This is a genomic window from Salegentibacter salinarum, from assembly GCF_900168115.1.
Lineage (GTDB): Bacteria > Bacteroidota > Bacteroidia > Flavobacteriales > Flavobacteriaceae > Salegentibacter > Salegentibacter salinarum.
On record NZ_FUZC01000001.1, the window covers coordinates 206,259 to 223,442 of the forward strand.

General features: G+C 38.0%; 18 protein-coding genes and 1 pseudogene. 14 read left to right on the forward strand and 5 right to left on the reverse strand.

Annotated features, from left to right (window positions below; translation table 11 throughout):
* Positions 1-49: 49 nt before the first annotated feature.
* The gene (locus B5X53_RS00960) at positions 50-802 is read right to left on the reverse strand and encodes a ThuA domain-containing protein (protein ID WP_079711350.1); all 753 of its coding nucleotides are present in this window, start codon (positions 800-802) and stop codon (positions 50-52) included.
* Positions 803-806: 4 nt separating this feature from the next.
* Entirely contained in the window at positions 807-1,706 is a 900-nt protein-coding gene (locus B5X53_RS00965; RefSeq protein WP_079711351.1) for an AraC family transcriptional regulator, read from the reverse strand.
* 200 nt (positions 1,707-1,906) lie between these two features.
* Between B5X53_RS00965 and hemA the strand changes: the two genes are divergently transcribed.
* From hemA to B5X53_RS01035, 14 genes and pseudogenes are all read left to right on the forward strand, one after another.
* Positions 1,907-3,163 carry a glutamyl-tRNA reductase gene (gene hemA / locus B5X53_RS00970; protein WP_079711352.1) on the forward strand — a complete coding sequence of 419 codons (1,257 nt, stop codon included), beginning with the start codon at positions 1,907-1,909 and terminating at the stop codon, positions 3,161-3,163.
* Positions 3,160-4,080, forward strand: coding sequence for a hydroxymethylbilane synthase (gene hemC, locus B5X53_RS00975; RefSeq protein ID WP_079711353.1), 921 nt, complete (start codon positions 3,160-3,162; stop codon positions 4,078-4,080). The genes hemA and hemC overlap by 4 nt, the downstream gene beginning before the upstream one ends.
* Before the next feature lie 22 nt (positions 4,081-4,102).
* Complete coding sequence (locus B5X53_RS00980) at positions 4,103-4,750, forward strand: uroporphyrinogen-III synthase (protein ID WP_079711354.1); 648 nt, start codon at positions 4,103-4,105, stop codon at positions 4,748-4,750.
* Entirely contained in the window at positions 4,747-5,772 is a 1,026-nt protein-coding gene (hemE, locus tag B5X53_RS00985; RefSeq protein WP_079711355.1) for a uroporphyrinogen decarboxylase, read from the forward strand. The genes B5X53_RS00980 and hemE overlap by 4 nt, the downstream gene beginning before the upstream one ends.
* 29 nt (positions 5,773-5,801) lie before the next feature.
* Positions 5,802-6,260 (forward strand): DUF6973 domain-containing protein, encoded by a 459-nt coding sequence (locus tag B5X53_RS00990; protein WP_143533228.1) that lies wholly within the window; start codon positions 5,802-5,804, stop codon positions 6,258-6,260.
* Positions 6,261-6,262: 2 nt separating this feature from the next.
* Positions 6,263-7,165 (forward strand): oxygen-dependent coproporphyrinogen oxidase, encoded by a 903-nt coding sequence (hemF, locus tag B5X53_RS00995; RefSeq protein WP_079711357.1) that lies wholly within the window; start codon positions 6,263-6,265, stop codon positions 7,163-7,165.
* Positions 7,166-7,203: 38 nt separating this feature from the next.
* Positions 7,204-8,193 carry a porphobilinogen synthase gene (gene hemB, locus B5X53_RS01000; protein WP_079711358.1) on the forward strand — a complete coding sequence of 330 codons (990 nt, stop codon included), beginning with the start codon at positions 7,204-7,206 and terminating at the stop codon, positions 8,191-8,193.
* 108 nt (positions 8,194-8,301) lie between these two features.
* Entirely contained in the window at positions 8,302-8,706 is a 405-nt protein-coding gene (locus B5X53_RS01005) for a hypothetical protein (protein WP_079711359.1), read from the forward strand.
* Between the two features lie 95 nt (positions 8,707-8,801).
* Positions 8,802-9,275 carry a hypothetical protein gene (locus tag B5X53_RS01010; protein WP_079711361.1) on the forward strand — a complete coding sequence of 158 codons (474 nt, stop codon included), beginning with the start codon at positions 8,802-8,804 and terminating at the stop codon, positions 9,273-9,275.
* Between the two features lie 129 nt (positions 9,276-9,404).
* Entirely contained in the window at positions 9,405-10,535 is a 1,131-nt protein-coding gene (locus tag B5X53_RS01015; RefSeq protein ID WP_079711362.1) for a CNNM domain-containing protein, read from the forward strand.
* Positions 10,468-10,962: a methylated-DNA--[protein]-cysteine S-methyltransferase gene (locus tag B5X53_RS01020; protein ID WP_079711363.1), complete on the forward strand. Its 495-nt coding sequence runs from the start codon at positions 10,468-10,470 to the stop codon at positions 10,960-10,962. The genes B5X53_RS01015 and B5X53_RS01020 overlap by 68 nt, the downstream gene beginning before the upstream one ends.
* Before the next feature lie 12 nt (positions 10,963-10,974).
* Positions 10,975-12,129 (forward strand): serine hydrolase domain-containing protein, encoded by a 1,155-nt coding sequence (locus B5X53_RS01025; RefSeq protein ID WP_079711364.1) that lies wholly within the window; start codon positions 10,975-10,977, stop codon positions 12,127-12,129.
* Positions 12,113-12,823 (forward strand): annotated as a pseudogene (locus tag B5X53_RS01030) (ribonuclease H-like domain-containing protein). The gene B5X53_RS01025 and the pseudogene B5X53_RS01030 overlap by 17 nt, the downstream one beginning before the upstream one ends.
* 113 nt (positions 12,824-12,936) lie before the next feature.
* Entirely contained in the window at positions 12,937-13,296 is a 360-nt protein-coding gene (locus B5X53_RS01035) for a DUF6616 family protein (protein ID WP_079711365.1), read from the forward strand.
* A 57-nt stretch (positions 13,297-13,353) separates the two neighbouring features.
* Here the strand turns inward: B5X53_RS01035 and B5X53_RS01040 are convergent, their stop codons facing one another.
* From B5X53_RS01040 to B5X53_RS01050, 3 genes are all read right to left on the reverse strand, one after another.
* Positions 13,354-14,007, reverse strand: a complete 654-nt coding sequence (locus tag B5X53_RS01040; protein ID WP_079711711.1) for a CoA transferase subunit B — start codon at positions 14,005-14,007, stop codon at positions 13,354-13,356.
* Positions 14,008-14,056: 49 nt separating this feature from the next.
* The gene (locus B5X53_RS01045; RefSeq protein WP_079711366.1) at positions 14,057-14,755 is read right to left on the reverse strand and encodes a CoA transferase subunit A; all 699 of its coding nucleotides are present in this window, start codon (positions 14,753-14,755) and stop codon (positions 14,057-14,059) included.
* 107 nt (positions 14,756-14,862) lie between these two features.
* A complete protein-coding gene (locus tag B5X53_RS01050) occupies positions 14,863-17,175 on the reverse strand; it encodes a penicillin-binding protein 1A (RefSeq protein WP_079711368.1) in 2,313 nt (770 codons plus the stop codon).
* Positions 17,176-17,184 lie beyond the last annotated feature (9 nt).

Below are 17,184 nucleotides of genomic sequence, written 5' to 3' on the forward strand. Positions count from 1 at the left end.
CGGTGAATTTCAATTACTCATTACTGTTTTTTATACCTCAATAGAGCATCTATTTTTCTTCTCCTAAAGCAAATAAAATCGATTTCAAAATATGCTCCTGAAACGATGGCTCAATATAAGACTGAATGGTATGTCCCAAACCGGTATAAATTGAAACGCCACCGTGGCCAGTTTCCCTAAACCAGGCAATGGGGTGTTCCTCACCGTTAGTGCCACCTTCGTACGAATTCTCATCAAGATACAAAAGCACTTCCATTTCAGGATTTAGGTTGATGTAATTATACCATTCATCGGTTCTGGTCCAAACTTTGGGTAAATGAGAAACCGCGGGATGATCAGGCATATTCAATTTTATCTCAGCTTGTTGAACTTCCGGGTGCCCGTCAAAATAACCCCCAACTAATTCTACGAACCACGGCCAATCCTCTTCGGTATCTGCTGCAGCGTGAATTCCGAAGAAATTACCGCCGTTTTCTATATAATTCTTAAAACCTTCCTGTTCTTTTTCATCAAAAACATTTCCCGTAGTGTTTAGAAAAACTACTAAATCATAACCTTTCAGGTCATCCCTGTGAAAATCGTCGGAATCTTTAGTAGAGGTGACTTTAAAATCGTGATCTTCGCCAAGATCTTCGATAAAAGTTCTTCCTGTGGGAATAGATTCGTGCCAGAAGCCATCGGTTTTATAAAAAACAAGAATCTCTTTTTTATCTTTCTCGTCTTCATTTTCAGTTTCCTGGGTATATCCAGAATTTAAACCGAAGAAGATGAGAATATAAATTGCAACAAATTTTTTAAACATAATTCTAAGAATTTGAAGTTAAAGACATAATATACTTCTTGGGAGTGGTGCCGAATTTTTTCTTAAAAGCAGCAATAAAATGACTTGCGGTGCTGTAACCCACTTTTAAACCAACTTCGTTTACATTATAATCACCACTATCTAAAAGCTTCCTGGCATATTCCATTTTATAGTCGAAAAGGAAACTGTACACCGAATCGCCATAAATTTGTTTAAACCCTTCTTTAAGCTTTTTAAGACTTAACCCAATTTCATCTGATAATTCCTGAAGCGAAGGCGGCTCGGCCATCCTGGAAATTACAATATCCTTAGCTTTTCTTATTTTAATAATATTTTCTTCGTCACTAAGAAAAGGACATTGTTCTACATTTGGGTCTTCGGTCCTGTTAAAATATAAACTTAACAATTCGTAAGCCTTCCCTTTAAAATAGAGATTTTTAATACTTGGAGTAAGGTTAAAATTCATCACCTGGTTGAGCACAATGGCCATAGATGGTGAAATTGGTGCATCTTTATAATATTTTTTATCCTTATTATCAGCACTTAAAAAAGTAATATAACCGGCTTCCTGCGAAAAAAGGGAATGGAATTTTTTAATAGAAATTACCAATGAAATTAACCAGGAATTTGGCTCCAACACCAAATTTAAGGGCAAATCCTGCTGCGGATTGTACAGCAGCAAAGAACTTTCTCCATTAAGCGGAAGTTCATATTTGTTATTATTGAACAAAAACTTGCTTCCGCCTTTTAAATTGAAATGAAACTGGATAAAGCTGCTATCTATATTCCTAATAATTTTCTGATCCTCAGTAGTTTCATTTTGAAACTTTAAAAGATAAAAACCATCTTCAATTTTCAGCTCCTCAGTAAATCCTACAGCGTTATTTTTATCTTCTAAGATCATTTTTTTGATTTTAAGTCTATTTAGAATAATTCTAAACTAATTACTCCAAACCGACTATCACTACTGCAAAAGTAAGTATTTACTATTTTTTAAAGTTATAAAAAACCTAAAATAACTGAAAGCGATACAAAAAGTACTTTGAGCGTTACTTTTTGGTTTAGGATTAGTTTAATTTTGTCCCGAATACCCTAAATAGGTTCATGGAAGATTATCATATTGCAAGCGGAAAACATTTTTACACCATAGGTCTTAGCTACAAAAAGGCTGATGCAGAGATAAGAGGACATTTTAGTTTAAACGAAGAAGCTAAAAATGGCTTGCTTAAGCAAGCTAAAGATGAAGGTATTGATGCCATCCTGGTAACCTCCACCTGTAACCGCACCGAAATTTACGGATTTGCACAACACCCTTTTCAACTTATTAAATTACTGTGTGAACATACCCATGGCACCGTAGAAGAGTTTGAAAAAGTGGCTTACGTACATAAAAATAAGCAGGCAATCTCGCACATGTTTAGAGTGGGCACCGGCTTAGACAGTCAGATTCTAGGCGATTTTGAAATTATTAGTCAGTTAAAAGTTGCTTTTACCCGGTCCAAAAAATATGGATTGGTAAATGCTTTTTTAGAAAGACTGGTGAATGCCGTAATACAAGCCAGTAAACGTATTAAAAATGAAACCGAAATTTCTACTGGCGCCACATCGGTGTCTTTTGCTTCGGTTCAATATATTTTAGATAACGTTCCCAACGTTACAGATAAAAATATTTTGCTTTTTGGAACAGGTAAAATTGGAAGAAATACCTGTGAAAATCTTATAAAACATACCCAAAACGAACATATTACCCTTATTAACCGTACCAAAGACAAAGCGGAAAAAATTGCGGGTAAATTCAACCTTATCGTAAAAGATTACGCCGATTTACAGGCAGAAATTAGAAATACCGATATTCTAATTGTGGCTACTGGGGCACAAAACCCTACTATTTCAAAAGAATTGATTTATTCTAACAAAGATTTGCTGGTTTTAGACCTTTCTATACCAAAGAATGTTTCAGAAGACGTGGCGCATTTGCTTAATGTAAAACTAGTTCACCTGGATCAGCTTTCAAAAATTACCGATCAGAATTTAGAACGTAGAAAACAGTTTATTCCAGACGCAGAAGCTATTATTAAAGAGGTAGAAACCGATTTTAATAAATGGCTGGAAACCCGAAAATTTGCACCTACCATAAAAGCTTTAAAGAAAAAGCTTAGGAGTATGAAAGATGCTGAACTTGATTTTCAGCGCAGAAAAATTTCAGATTTCAACGATGAGCAGGCCGAAATTGTGAGCGACAGGATTATTCAAAAAATAATGAAACACTTTGCTAATCATTTAAAAGGAGATTCAACCACTACCGATGAAAGCCTGGAATTGATTCAGAAAGTATTTCAGCTTGAAGAACAGGTAAAATGAGCAAAGTAATTCGCATTGGCACCAGAGATAGCGAACTCGCACTTTGGCAGGCAAAAACAGTGCAAAACGCGCTTGAAAAGGCCGGGCATAAAACCGAATTAATTCCCGTTAAATCTACGGGAGACCTAAATTTAGATCAGCCGCTTTACGAGATGGGCATTACCGGGATTTTCACCAAAACCCTAGATGTAGCGATGATTAAAGGTAATATTGATATTGCCGTACATTCTATGAAAGACGTGCCAACGGCACTTCCCAAAGGAATAGTAGAAGCTGCCGTTTTAAAACGTGCCAATACCAAAGATATTCTTATTCATAAAGGCCTGAATTTTCTGGAAAGCGATGGTACTGTTGCTACCGGAAGTTTGCGCCGTAAAGCCCAATGGCTTAATAAATATCCTACCCATAAAGTGGTGGATTTACGCGGAAACGTAAACACCCGAATGAAAAAGTTAGACGATAACAACTGGAATGGGGCTATTTTCGCCGCTGCCGGACTGGAACGTATTGCATTAAAGCCAGAAAATTTTTTAGATCTCAACTGGATGATTCCCGCACCGGCCCAGGGCGCAATGCTCGTGGTAGCGATGGAAGAAGATGAATTTACACAGAAAGCTCTGGCACTTTTAAATCATAAAGAATCTGAAATCACCGTACATATTGAACGGGAGTTTTTAAAGGTTTTAGAAGGTGGTTGCACCGCGCCAATTGGAGCTTTGGCGACGGTAGATAAAGATCTTATTTACTTTAAAGGCGCACTTTTTAGTTTAGACGGAAAAGAAAAAATTGTCGTTGAAAAAACAGTTTTTATAAATGAAATTGAGAATTTTGGCAGACGATGCGCTGAAGAAATCCTCCAGAATGGCGGTGCAAAATTGATGCAGGAAATTAAAGCCAAAATCAATACCGAAGGCTGATTTTCATCTAAAAATTTTATGAATGAAAAGCATTCTTTCAACTAAAAAACTCAGTAAACCCCAGAAACAATTGTTTCTGAATTCTGGTTTGAGTTTGGTGGAACATAATGCGATCACAATTGAAGTCACCTATTTTAAGCTTCCTTCAGAAAAGATAAAAAACGCCATTTTTACCAGTAAAAACTCTGTAAATGCGGTTTCAGGAAAAGTTCAGATTGAAAATTGTTTTTGTGTAGGAGAAAAAACCGCAGACTTAGCCAACGAAAACGGATTTCATATTCAGGAAATCGCCGACTACGGAAAAGATTTAGCCGGAATAATTGTTCAGAATTATTCTGAAGAAAGCTTTATTTTTTTCTGTGGAAATAAAAGAAGAGATGATATTCCCGAAATCTTGAAAAAGAATAAAATTGAATTTACTGAAATTGAAGTTTATAAAACCTTATTAAATCCCAGGTCATTTTCCCAGGAATTTGACGGAATTTTATTTTTTAGCCCCAGTGCGGTACAAAGTTTTACTGATAAAAATCGACTAAAAGATTCTACCGCTTTTTGCATAGGAAAAACAACTGCTGCAGAAGCCAAAAAATATACAAACAATATAATAACCGCCACCCAACCTTCAATTGAAAATGTGATCGTACAGGTGGTGAAATATTTTAAAAAATGATAAAAAACGATTTATTTCTAAAAGCTTTAAAAGGAGAAACAGTAGAACGCCCGCCGGTTTGGATGATGCGTCAGGCAGGCCGATATCTCCCCGATTTTATGAAGCTTAAAGAAAAATACGACTTTTTCACCCGCTGCAGAACTCCAGAACTCGCTACAGAAATCACAGTGATGCCAATCCACCAGGTAGGCACCGATGCGGCCATTCTTTTTAGCGATATTTTGGTGATTCCACAGGCTATGAATATTGAAGTGGAAATGAAACCGGGAGTTGGCCCGTGGTTGCCTAATCCAATCCGTACAGCCAAAGACGTGGACAACGTGATTGTTCCCGATATAGACGAGACTCTTGGCTACGTAATGGATGCCATTAAACTGACCAAACAGGAATTGAATAACGAAGTTCCGCTAATTGGTTTTGCAGGCTCCCCGTGGACTATCTTATGTTATGCGGTACAGGGTCAGGGATCCAAAAATTTTGATATCGCTAAAAAGTTTTGTTTTACCAATCCCGTAGCAGCCCACCAATTATTGCAAAAAATAACCGATACCACGATCGCTTACCTGAAAGCTAAAGTTGCAGCCGGGGTAGATGCTGTACAAATTTTCGATTCCTGGGGCGGAATGCTGAGCCCTGTAGATTATCAGGAGTTTTCCTGGAAATACATTCAGCAAATAATTGACGCTTTAAAAGATGAAATTCCGGTAATCGCCTTTGGAAAAGGCTGCTGGTTTGCCCTTCACGAAATGGCAAATTCAGGTGCTTCAGCTTTGGGAGTAGACTGGACTTTAAGTGCCAGAAATGCCCGATATTTAAGTGGCGGAAGAATTACACTGCAAGGTAATTTCGATCCCGCAAGGTTATATTCCCCACCGGCTGAGATCAAGAAAATGGTAACCCAAATGATCAATGAATTTGGAAAAGACCAATATATCGTAAATCTTGGTCACGGCATTTTACCTGATATTCCGGTAGAAAACGCCAAAGCTTTTGTAGATGCAGTAAAGGAATATAAAACCTAGTAATGGCAGTTTGGGCGCGGATTAAAAATATGAATTTTAAGGAACTGTTTTCGGTTTCTAAAGTTTTTATGAAAAACCCGCGTTATATTTTTCCAACGTACAATGCTACAATTCAAACCATAAAAATTTGCGATGAATTCTATGCAGAAGAACATCACAACAACGGAAAAGAAAACGCCTTTAGACACGCGCTGTGGAACTACTTGATTTGCAAAAAGTGTTATACCATTTCAGGTTCTGCGGAAGTCGTTAGAAACTGGGGCGATCACATCACCGGTTTACACGAAAAGCTTTCGCCCAACCAAAAGCTGGCAAAAGCAATGGATTTACATAACAACCGAATCGGGCAGCAGATTTTCACGGGGGAAGAAAATTCAACCCAAGAAATTATAAGTCTTCTTCAGCAAAAAATGCAGCAGGCAATAAAGATTACTGAAGAGAAAATGCCAGAAAGTATTCAGAACGAACTCGTTTATATTGAAGATTAAAAATGAGAGATCAATTTTATAAATACATTGAAAATTTACAGGACACCATCTGTTCAAAACTGGAAGAAATAGACGGCAGCGCACAATTTCAGCAAGATCTATGGGAACGTGAAGAAGGTGGTGGTGGCAGAACCCGGGTTATAGAAAATGGAGCTGTTTTTGAAAAAGGCGGGGTAAATATTTCGGCGGTACACGGCCCTCTCGCACCGGCAATGCAAAAATATTTTAAAGTCGGTGATGTAGATTTTTTTGCTTGCGGACTCAGTTTGGTGATCCACCCTAAAAATCCAATGGTGCCCACGGTACACGCCAACTGGCGCTATTTTGAAATGTATGATAAAACCGGTACTGTTTTAGACCAGTGGTTTGGCGGCGGGCAGGACCTTACGCCATATTATTTATTTGAAGAAGATGCGATTCATTTTCACCAGGTTTCTAAAAATGCCTGCGGTAAGCATTCTCCGGAATTTTACCCGGAATACAAGCAAAAATGCGATGAATATTTCTGGAATTCTCACCGCAACGAAGCCCGGGGAATCGGCGGATTATTCTTTGATTATTTAAAAGACTCGGAAGAAAAAAGTATAGAAAATTGGTATGATTTCGTAATCGAAGTTGGCGACAGTTTCCTGGAAGCTTATGCACCAATTGTTGAAAAACGTAAAAATCTTGAATATTCTCAAGAAAACCGAACCTGGCAGGAAATACGGCGTGGCAGATATGTTGAATTCAATTTAGTGCACGATAAAGGCACGCTTTTCGGTTTAAAAACCAATGGCAGGATTGAGAGTATTTTAATGAGCCTTCCGCCCCATGTGCAATGGGTTTACGACCACCATCCCGAACCTGGCAGTGAAGAAGAAAAACTATTAAAAGTGTTGGAAAAACCAAGAAATTGGGTTTAACCAAAAACTGATTTAATGAGAACCGAAAACTGAAAATTATGTATCCACTAAGAAGAAATAGAAGATTAAGAACCAGCGAAGCAATGCGTAGCCTGGTGCGGGAAACCGCAATTACTCCTAACGATTTTATTGCACCGCTTTTTGTGGTTGAAGGAAAAAATAAAAAGGAAGAAATTACTTCTATGCCGGATTATTTTCGGTTTAGCCTGGATCTATTGGAAAAGGAAGTTAAAGAGCTTTGGAGTCTTGGTATAAAATCGATTTTGTTATTTGTAAAAGTTCCCGATAACCTGAAAGATAATGCCGGAACGGAAGCTTTAAATAACGACGGACTAATGCAGCGAGCTATTAGAGCCGTTAAAAATGTGGTTCCGGAAATGTTGGTGATGACTGATGTTGCGCTGGATCCATATTCGGCTTACGGGCACGATGGAATTGTTTCAGGAGGGAAAATAATCAATGATGATACAACGGCAATTTTAGCTGAAATGGGGCTTTCTCACGCCAAAGCCGGTGCCGATATTCTCGCTCCCAGTGATATGATGGACGGCCGTATTTTTGAAATGCGCAGCCTGCTGGAAGACGAAGGATTTCACGAAACCGGGATTATGAGTTACAGCGCCAAATATGCTTCTGCATTCTACGGTCCATTTCGGGATGCATTGGATTCTGCTCCTGTAGATGCCGAAAATATTCCGAAGGATAAAAAAACTTACCAAATGGATCCCGCCAACCGGGAAGAAGCGGTTAAAGAAACCTTGATGGATATTGAAGAAGGAGCCGATATCGTAATGGTCAAACCGGGATTGTGTTACCTCGATATTGTTCGCGACCTAAGAAATGAAATAAATATTCCAATTGCGGTTTACCAGGTAAGCGGCGAGTATTCAATGATTAAAGCTGCGGCTGAAAAAGGCTGGTTAGATCACGATGCAGTGGTTATAGAACAATTAACCGCTATAAAACGCGCCGGGGCCTCAATGATAGCCAGTTATTTCGCAAAAGACGCTGTGAAATTGATTTCGTAAAAAACCGGAATAGTTAAATCTCAATTACTGAGTAAAATTTATCATTTTTGAATCTGATTTTTAGCTAATTTTGCCTGTTAGATAAAACTGAAATTTTCAGATTGATAAGTGAAACTTTTTTTTATCAAATTACTGCCCAGTAATATAATTGTGGGTGGTTGCTTTATGAAAAACCGGAATTTCTATATTATAACTTTATTACTCGGGCTGATTTTAAACAGCACCGGTAATAAAGTTTTTGCTTTTTCCGCACCGGTTGTAGATCTCGACTCCCGAAACTATGATTATTTGCAGGCTGATCAAAATCAGCAGGCAGTGATATTTTTTGAAATTATTTCTTCAGAACATATCGCTTCAGAAGAAAATTTCAGCGGTTTTTCGGATTATGTAGTTTCTGCATATTCTTCAACAAAAGAATTCCTGATCCCGACTGAAAAAACTTCAATTTTCAGCTTTTTAGATCAGCGGCAATTAATACTTCAGCATATTTATCCTTTCCATTTTTTCTGGTGAGATAGTGTTCCTATTGAAGAACCATAAGTTTTTTCATACTTACAAAGCTTTTAGAAAAAGCCAACAACTATAATTTCATCTAAATAATTAAAAAAATGGATACTGCATCTACGCTAATAGGCCTTGGGCTTTTAGCTGTGTTTGTTCTGCCAATTTTATTCCTAATCTGGCAACAAAACACAAAAGAAAAAAACAGGCTTAAAAACCTTAAAGAATTAAGTTTAAAAAACAATTTAAATACCGATACGGTAGAAATTTCGGCCACTTTACTTTTGGGATTAGACAGTAAGGCTAGAAAGTTATTGGTAATAGAGCCTACCAACAATATGCAACACAAGGTGCTGGACCTCTGTTATATAAAAAATGCTAAAGTGAGTTCACACCCTTTTCCCGATAAACCAGAGCTTATAAAAAGGATAAGCCTGGATCTATCTGAAAACAAAAACAATAAAAAACTTACCGAAATTATTTTCTACGATGAAGATGATAACGCTAACAATAATGCTTCAGAAAGGCTGATTGTGGCCCAGAAATGGAACCGGATAATTAGCGGAAAAATTTCTGCTTAAACCTCTTAAATTCTGTTTTACTGCCCCATCCCTAATCGGGTGGGGTTATTTTTTTAGGTTTTACCATTTCTTTGCGACGGATTGTTAGAATTATCTTTAAATTAGTATTTCAAACAACTAAAAACCAATATGGGATTACTCATTTTATACGCTACTCTTTCCATTTTCTTTTCTTTTATGTGTTCTATTTTGGAAGCAGCTTTATTGAGTGTAACTCCTTCCTACATCAAAATAAAAAACAAGGAGGGGAAAGCATACGCCACAACACTTGCAAACTTTAAACAGGATATAGACAAACCGCTAATAGCCATTTTAACCGTAAATACCATTGCGCATACAGTTGGAGCTATTTTAGTAGGTGTACAAGCCGAAAAAATTTACGGAGATGGCGGGAATGCTGTGGGAATTGTTTCGGCGATTATGACGCTGGCTATTTTGGTTCTTTCCGAAATTATTCCAAAGACCATAGGCGCCACGTACTGGCAGGCCCTGGGGAATTTTACTGCAAAAACCCTTAAAATAATGATTTTCCCACTGAAGTATACCGGTATACTTTGGCTTATGATGCTTACTACCAAATTAATAGGAAAATCTGCCCACGTTTCTTCTATGAACAGGGAAGAATTCGCTGCAATTACAGATGCTGCCGAAGAAGAAGGCGTTTTTGATGAAAGTGAAACCACGGTTATAAAGAACCTTCTCGTATTTAGATCAGTTAAAGCAAAAGATGTAATGACGCCTTATTCTGTAGCCATTATTGAAGATGAAGATACCAGTATTGAAGAATTTCACCGAACCCATAAAAACCTTAAATTCTCCCGAATTCCCGTTTATAAGAATAAAACAAATAATGTTACCGGTTTTATTTTGAAAGATGATGTTTTGGAGGAAATGATAGACGACAAAGGCCCCGAACCGCTAAGCAAGCTAAAAAGGGAAATTTTTATGAGTTCTGAAGACACACCAATTCCAGAGCTTTTTGAGAATTTTGTTAAAAAAAGAGGGCATATTTCCATGATTGTAGACGAATACGGAAATACCGTAGGTTTAGTAACTATGGAAGACATAATAGAAACCTTGCTGGGACTTGAAATTATGGACGAGAGCGACAGTATCGAAGATATGCAGATGCTGGCCCGTCAAAACTGGGAAAAACGCGCAAAACGCCTTGGGTTAATTCAAAGAAAAGATAATGAGGACAACGAGGAGTCACCAAAACCAGATATTTCTGAAAACACCCCTCGGGACAGCCAAAATTAGTGGCGACGAAGCCGGGATTTCGGCTATTCAGATTTTGGATGAAGAAATACCTTCTTCTAAAGAAATCCCCGATTTTCTTCAGTCGGCTGCAGAACAATTAGACGATTATTTTAAAGGAAATTTAGAGGAATTCAATTTAAAGCTAAACCCTAAGGGCACTCATTTTCAGCAGAAAATCTGGAAAGCCTTAAGTGAAATTCCGTTTGGAAAAACCTGTAGTTACCTGGAACTTTCCAGGAAATTAGGGGATGAAAAAGCGATTCGGGCAGTTGCTTCAGCAAACGGGAAAAATCCGCTTTGGGTGGTAATTCCCTGTCATCGTGTAATTGGCAGTAACGGATCTTTAACTGGTTACGCCGGTGGCTTACATAGAAAACAATGGCTTTTAAATCACGAAAATAATACTTCGCAACTCTCAATGTTCTAAACTTTCAGCTGTATGATTAGATTTTTAAAAATTTCCGGAACCGTAATTTTTGTACTTCTAATCGCTGTTATTATTCTTATTATTTTCGATTTCGGATATATTTTCCGTGGAATGCAGGCCACTTATTTTCAGGGCGAGAAAACAGCCTTTATAGACGATTATCCTCACTTTGAAAACCGACTTATTGAAGCAGGAACTGAAGCTGATATGTGGCCAGAACATTCAAATTACAACACTGTAACTCCGACTGATGATCTTGCTGAATTAAACGAAGAACTGGAAACTGCAGCCTTTTTAATCATTAAAAACGATAGTATTTGGTTTGAAGAATATTACCAGGAATATGGCCCGGATTCTAAGACCAATTCGTTCTCTATGGCTAAAAGTATTGTTTCAGCACTTTTAGGGAAGGCTATTCAGGATGGTTATATTACAAGTTTAGATCAACCGGTTTCAGACTTTTTTCCTCAGTTTAAAGAAGAATTAAAAGTTGGGGATTTGGTCTCTATGGCTTCAGGTTTAAACTGGAACGAGAACTATTATAATCCGTTTGGGATGACTGCGAGAGCTTATTTCGACGAGAATATAAGAGAATTGATTCTTCGACTCCAGGTTACCGATACCCCCGGAGAAAGCTTTAAATACCTTAGCGGAAACACTATTCTTTTAGGTATGGTCATAGAAGAAGCCACGGGGGAAAATCTTTCAGAATATTTAAGCAAAAGTTTCTGGAAACCACTGGGAATGCAAGAAGATGCTTTTTGGCAATTAGACAGCGAAGAAAGCGGAATGGAGAAAGCTTACTGTTGTATTGCGTCCAACGCTCGTGATTTTGCAAGGTTCGGGAAACTATACAAAGATAAAGGAAAATGGAATGGCCAACAGCTTCTGGATTCAGAGTTTGTAGCCAGATCTACCGAACCCCGTTTTCATGATAGTCCGCAATATGGTTACGGATTCTGGTTGAGTGATTATAAAGAAAAAGATATTTTTTATATGCGGGGCATTCGCGGGCAGTATGTAATTGTGATCCCGGAAGATGACTTGGTTATTGTAAGATTGGGGGAAAACCTTATTAAAAAAGACGAAGACGAAGAACACGCTCCAGATTTCTATAAGTATATTGATGAGACTTATAAAATGTTAAACGATGCTGCAAACAATTAAGCTCGAGAATATTCCTTTCTCGATATGAAACGGTGCCCGAATTTGAAAATTATCAACAGCTTTCTGAAGATAAAAAATTGCACCGGGAAGAGAAAACACAATATCAGCGAAAAGATGAATTTACTGCAGAAGAATTCTATGACCGGACCGGGATTTGGCAGAATTTGCTGAAATTGTATGTATTTCAGTTGGCTTTTTCAGTTTTAAAAATGGGGAAAGAACTTTTAGATTAACCATGTTTAAGGATGAAGAAAAAATCCTGTTACAAGAATTTGCCAATTTATTACAAGAACATTTCTCAAAACCTCTTCACCTACTCTGTGCACATAACGGTAAGGAATTCGATTTCCTGTTTATAGCCCGTAGGATGCTAATTCACGATCTGGCGCTACCTTTTAAACTCAATTTATTCGGAAAAAAGCCCTGGGAAATTCCTCACTTAGACACGCTGGAATTATGGAAATTTGGCGATTATAAACATTTTACTTCGCTTAAAATACTTAACAATGTTTTAAAAATCCCATCGCCAAAAAATGATATTTCGGGAAGCGATGTGAGAAATGTATTTTACAAAGATAGGGACCTAGGTAGAATTGTAAGTTACTGTGAAAAAGATGTACTGGCTATTGCGCAGGTTATTTTAAAACTTCGCCAGGAAAAATTATTAGAATCTTCTGAAGTTGTTAGCGTTTAAAGAACATTTTAAAAATATGGGTTTTATCAGCAATAAGGTATTTTAACCTTCCCTAAAGATTTAACTATCATTTTATTACTAACTTTAAAATATAACCAATAAAAACAATAGTTATGTATTTGTATATTGAAATGTGGAATGTAACCGGGAAATGGATAGACCTCTCTAAAGAAGAGAGGCGCGAGCTAATGACCAATATGCAGGATAGAATTACCGGTTTAAAGGAAAACGGGGTAGAAAACCTTGGTTGGGCTTTAAATGATGAACATACCAATTACCGAAGCCAGTATCGCTATTTTACGGTTTGGAAAATGCCCTCTTTAGATAATGTTGAAACATTAGAAGCAAACTTAAAGAAAGTAGGTTGGTATGATTATTTTTCCCAGGCCAATACCCGCGGAAAAATAATTTCTCAGAAAGAAGCTATTGATTTCTTAGTAAATCTTGAAGCTGAATCTACTTCCTTGACGTAGAAAAGATAAAGACATAAAAAATCCGGCAGTAATTTTAAAAATACTGCCAGATTTTTTTTATAATTTCATCTCAGGAATATTACCTTCTACGAGCAATTTCCCTTCTGTAGCTTTTTTAATTTCTTCTACGCTTACGCCGGGAGCTCTTTCTAAAAGTTTAAAACCATCTTTAGTAACTTCTATAACTGCAAGATTGGTAACTATTTTAGTTACACAAGCTACACCGGTTAAAGGCAGAGAGCATTTTTTAAGCAGTTTAGAATCTCCGGCTTTATTAGTATGCATCATCGCTACAATAATATTTTCGGCACTCGCAACCAAATCCATTGCGCCACCCATACCCTTTACCATTTTCCCCGGAATTTTCCAGTTGGCGATATCGCCGTTTTCGGCAACTTCCATCGCACCCAGAATGGTAAGGTCTACGTGTTGTCCCCGAATCATCCCAAAACTCATTGCTGAATCAAAGAAACTCGCCCCGGGAAGTGCGGTTATGGTTTGTTTTCCCGCATTAATAAGATCGGCGTCTTCTTCGCCCTCAAAAGGAAACGGTCCCATTCCCAGGATTCCATTTTCACTCTGAAATTCTACTTCTATATCGTTTCGCACAAAATTGGCTACAAGGGTAGGAATGCCAATTCCCAGATTCACATAATACCCGTCTTTTACCTCTTCTGCGATGCGTTTTGCTATTCCATCTTTGTCTAACATAAACTTGTCTTTTGTCATATCCGCGAAGGCGGAAATCTATATCTTCAAATTACTTCTTTCTAACCGTTCTTTTTTCTATACGCTTCTCGTAATTCTTTCCTTCAAAAATTCGTTGCACAAAAATCCCGGGAATATGAATTTGATTAGGGTCTAATTCTCCCGGTTCTACCAGTTCTTCAACCTCAACAACAGTAACTTTCGCTGCACCACACATTAACGGATTAAAATTACGGGCAGTTCCTTTAAAAATAAGATTTCCGGCTTTATCGCCTTTCCAGGCTTTCACAAAAGCGAAATCGGCTTTAAAAGCTTTTTCTAAAACATACATTTTTCCGTCAAATTCGCGGGTTTCTTTGAATTGAGAAACCTCCGTTCCGTAACCGGCAGGAGTATATATTGCAGGGAAACCCTGTTGGGCCGCTTGGCAACGCGCTGCTAAAGTTCCCTGCGGAATAAGTTCTACGTCCAACTCTTCGCTAAGCATTTGGCGTTCAAACTCGTCGTTCTCACCTACGTAAGAGGAAACCATTTTATCTATTTGTTTCTTTTGAAGTAAAAGCCCAAGGCCAAAGTCGTCTACCCCTGCGTTATTCGAAATACAAGTAAGGTTCTTTACATTAAGACGCACCAGTTCTGAAATGGCATTTTCGGGAATCCCGCTAAGGCCAAAACCACCTAGCATAAACGTCATACCATTTTCTACGCCCTGCAAAGCATCCTCAACATTTGCTACAGTTTTTCTAATCATCGGTATTTAATTTTACCGAAAAATACGAAAATAAAAATGCTGCTACAACGCTTTTTGCGTTGTATATTATATTTTTCTGAAAAATAAGGAAGAATTTTTGCTAAATCTTAAAAATCAAGTTCATCTGGAACACTATTGTTTTCAGAATCACTTTCCTGATTATACTCGTCGCAATTTATTTCAATAGAGAGATTATCAGGTTTAGGAAAAGCATCCTGGGAAATATCCAATGCTTCATCGGCATAAAGATCTTTCATATACATTCCCCAAATAGGTAAGGCCATAGTGGCACCCTGCCCATAAGTTAAATTTGGAAAATGAACCGCGCGATCTTCAGCACCCACCCAAACACCGGTTACGAGATTAGGCACCATACCCATAAACCAACCATCACTTTGATTTTGTGTGGTTCCGGTTTTACCGGCAATAGGATTTTTAAAATCGTAAGGATACCCGGTTACCCCGCGTTTGTAATGATCAAATTCTTTAGCGTAAGTTCCGCGTAAGCGAACCCCGGAACCATACTGGGTTACACCTTCTAAAATATTTACCGTTACGTAAGCCGCTTCTTTATTCAGAACATCTCGTGTTTGTGGCACGTGTTGATAAAGAACGGTTCCATTCTTATCTTCTATTCTGTTTACAATTACCGGTTTGACATATACCCCTTCATTTACAAAAGTGCTGTAAGCCGAAACCATTTCAAAAAGGCTCATATCTTCGGTTCCCAAAGCAATTGCAGGACCATCAGAAAAATTTTCAGTATCTACCCCTAATTTCTTAACTAAGTCTAAAACCGGTCCCGGTCCTGTTTTATCAATTAATCTCGCAGTTACGGTATTTATAGATTGGGCAAGGGCGTTTTTCAAACTTATCATCCCCTCATATTCCCCGTTTGCATTCGAAGGAGTCCAATCTTTAATATTTCCATATTTGCCGGCTTCAATAGTGAACCTGTTTTTAGGCATTACATCGCAAGGAGAAAGCTTTAACTGATCTATTGCTGTAGCATAAACAAAGGGCTTAAAAGTGGAACCCACCTGGCGTTTTCCCTGTTTTACGTGATCGTATTTAAAATGTTTAAAATTGGTTCCTCCCACCCAGGCTCTTACTTCCCCGGTTTGAGGCGTCATAGACATAAGACCTGCCTGTAAGAATCCTTTATAATAAAAAATCGAATCCTTTGGAGACATAATGGTGTCCTTTATTCCCTCCCAGGAAAAAACACGCATATTGGTTTCTTCATCAAAAGAAGCTAAAATTTCTTCTTCAGATTTCCCCTGTTTTTCCATCCCTTTCCACCTGTCTGTACGTTTCATAGCACTTCTAACAATACCATTTACCTGGCTCTCGTCAATATCCCGAAAAGGAGCAGTTTTGTTATTTTTATTTTGCCTGTCAAATTCCTTTTGAAGGTGTGAAATATGTTTTTCTACCGCAGTTTCGGCATACTGTTGCATTTTAGAATCTATGCTGGTATAAATTTTTAATCCGTCGCGGTATAGACTGTATTCACTTCCATCAGGCTTTGGATTCTTTTCAATCCAATCTTTCATAAATCCTTGCAGGTAAACACGGAAATAGGTTGCCATTCCTTCGTCGTGACCTTCTGGAGAGAAATCAAGGTTTAGCGGTAATTTTTGAAGGGAATCTTTTTCCTGTTCAGAGAGATACCCGTTTTTATTCATTTGAACAAAAACCTGGTTACGGCGTTGTTTAACCAAATCGGGTCTACGCACCGGGTTATATAAAGCGGCATTTTTCAGCATCGCCACCAACACTGCAGATTCTTCTATATTAAGGTTTTTGGCTTCCTTTCCAAAATAAATTTTTGAAGCCGAACGAATTCCCACAGCCTGATACACAAAATCGTATTTATTAAAATACATGGTAATAATTTCTTCTTTTGTGTATTGTCTTTCAAGCTGGGTAGCAATATTCCATTCCTTCACTTTTTGTAAAATCCGGGCAAAAGGATTGTTTGAGACCTGCTCGGTAAACAAAAGTTTAGAAAGTTGTTGAGTTATAGTACTGGCTCCCCCACGGGTTCCAAGGTAAAAAGCAGCTCTTAGGGTCCCTTTGGGATCTATGCCAGCGTGTTTATAAAAACGCTCGTCTTCAGTAGCTACAAGGGCTTCAATGAGATGGTCTGGAAGATCTTCATATTTTATGGGAGTACGGTTTTCACTGTAATATTTCCCCAAAGTCTCCCCGTCGGATGAGAAAATTTCTGTAGCGAGATTGGTTTCAGGATTTTCCAGTTCCTCAAAATCGGGCATCTTACCAAACGCGCCCCAGCCTGCCAGTAAGAAAATTAAAACTACAGCTAATAAACCAATACCAAAAATTGTCCAAAAACCAACTATATACGATCTTTTGCCGGTTTTGGGTTTTTGATGCTTCTTTTTTGTTGCGGCCATTTATTCAAA

Excerpts from the sequence above, each read along its gene's own strand:
- B5X53_RS00990 (WP_143533228.1), top strand. The coding sequence starts at position 5,802 with ATGAATTTTAAGGAACTGTTTTCGGTTTCTAAAGTTTTTATGAAAAAC.
- B5X53_RS01035 (WP_079711365.1), top strand. The coding sequence starts at position 12,937 with ATGTATTTGTATATTGAAATGTGGAATGTAACCGGGAAATGGATAGAC.
- B5X53_RS01050 (WP_079711368.1), bottom strand. The coding sequence starts at position 17,175 with ATGGCCGCAACAAAAAAGAAGCATCAAAAACCCAAAACCGGCAAAAGA.
- B5X53_RS00960 (WP_079711350.1), bottom strand. The coding sequence starts at position 802 with ATGTTTAAAAAATTTGTTGCAATTTATATTCTCATCTTCTTCGGTTTA.
- B5X53_RS01015 (WP_079711362.1), top strand. The coding sequence starts at position 9,405 with ATGGGATTACTCATTTTATACGCTACTCTTTCCATTTTCTTTTCTTTT.
- hemC (WP_079711353.1), top strand. The coding sequence starts at position 3,160 with ATGAGCAAAGTAATTCGCATTGGCACCAGAGATAGCGAACTCGCACTT.
- B5X53_RS01045 (WP_079711366.1), bottom strand. The coding sequence starts at position 14,755 with ATGATTAGAAAAACTGTAGCAAATGTTGAGGATGCTTTGCAGGGCGTA.
- hemF (WP_079711357.1), top strand. The coding sequence starts at position 6,263 with ATGAGAGATCAATTTTATAAATACATTGAAAATTTACAGGACACCATC.
- B5X53_RS01020 (WP_079711363.1), top strand. The coding sequence starts at position 10,468 with ATGAGGACAACGAGGAGTCACCAAAACCAGATATTTCTGAAAACACCC.
- B5X53_RS00980 (WP_079711354.1), top strand. The coding sequence starts at position 4,103 with ATGAAAAGCATTCTTTCAACTAAAAAACTCAGTAAACCCCAGAAACAA.
- B5X53_RS01010 (WP_079711361.1), top strand. The coding sequence starts at position 8,802 with ATGGATACTGCATCTACGCTAATAGGCCTTGGGCTTTTAGCTGTGTTT.
- B5X53_RS01040 (WP_079711711.1), bottom strand. The coding sequence starts at position 14,007 with ATGTTAGACAAAGATGGAATAGCAAAACGCATCGCAGAAGAGGTAAAA.
- B5X53_RS00965 (WP_079711351.1), bottom strand. The coding sequence starts at position 1,706 with ATGATCTTAGAAGATAAAAATAACGCTGTAGGATTTACTGAGGAGCTG.
- hemA (WP_079711352.1), top strand. The coding sequence starts at position 1,907 with ATGGAAGATTATCATATTGCAAGCGGAAAACATTTTTACACCATAGGT.
- hemE (WP_079711355.1), top strand. The coding sequence starts at position 4,747 with ATGATAAAAAACGATTTATTTCTAAAAGCTTTAAAAGGAGAAACAGTA.
- hemB (WP_079711358.1), top strand. The coding sequence starts at position 7,204 with ATGTATCCACTAAGAAGAAATAGAAGATTAAGAACCAGCGAAGCAATG.
- B5X53_RS01025 (WP_079711364.1), top strand. The coding sequence starts at position 10,975 with ATGATTAGATTTTTAAAAATTTCCGGAACCGTAATTTTTGTACTTCTA.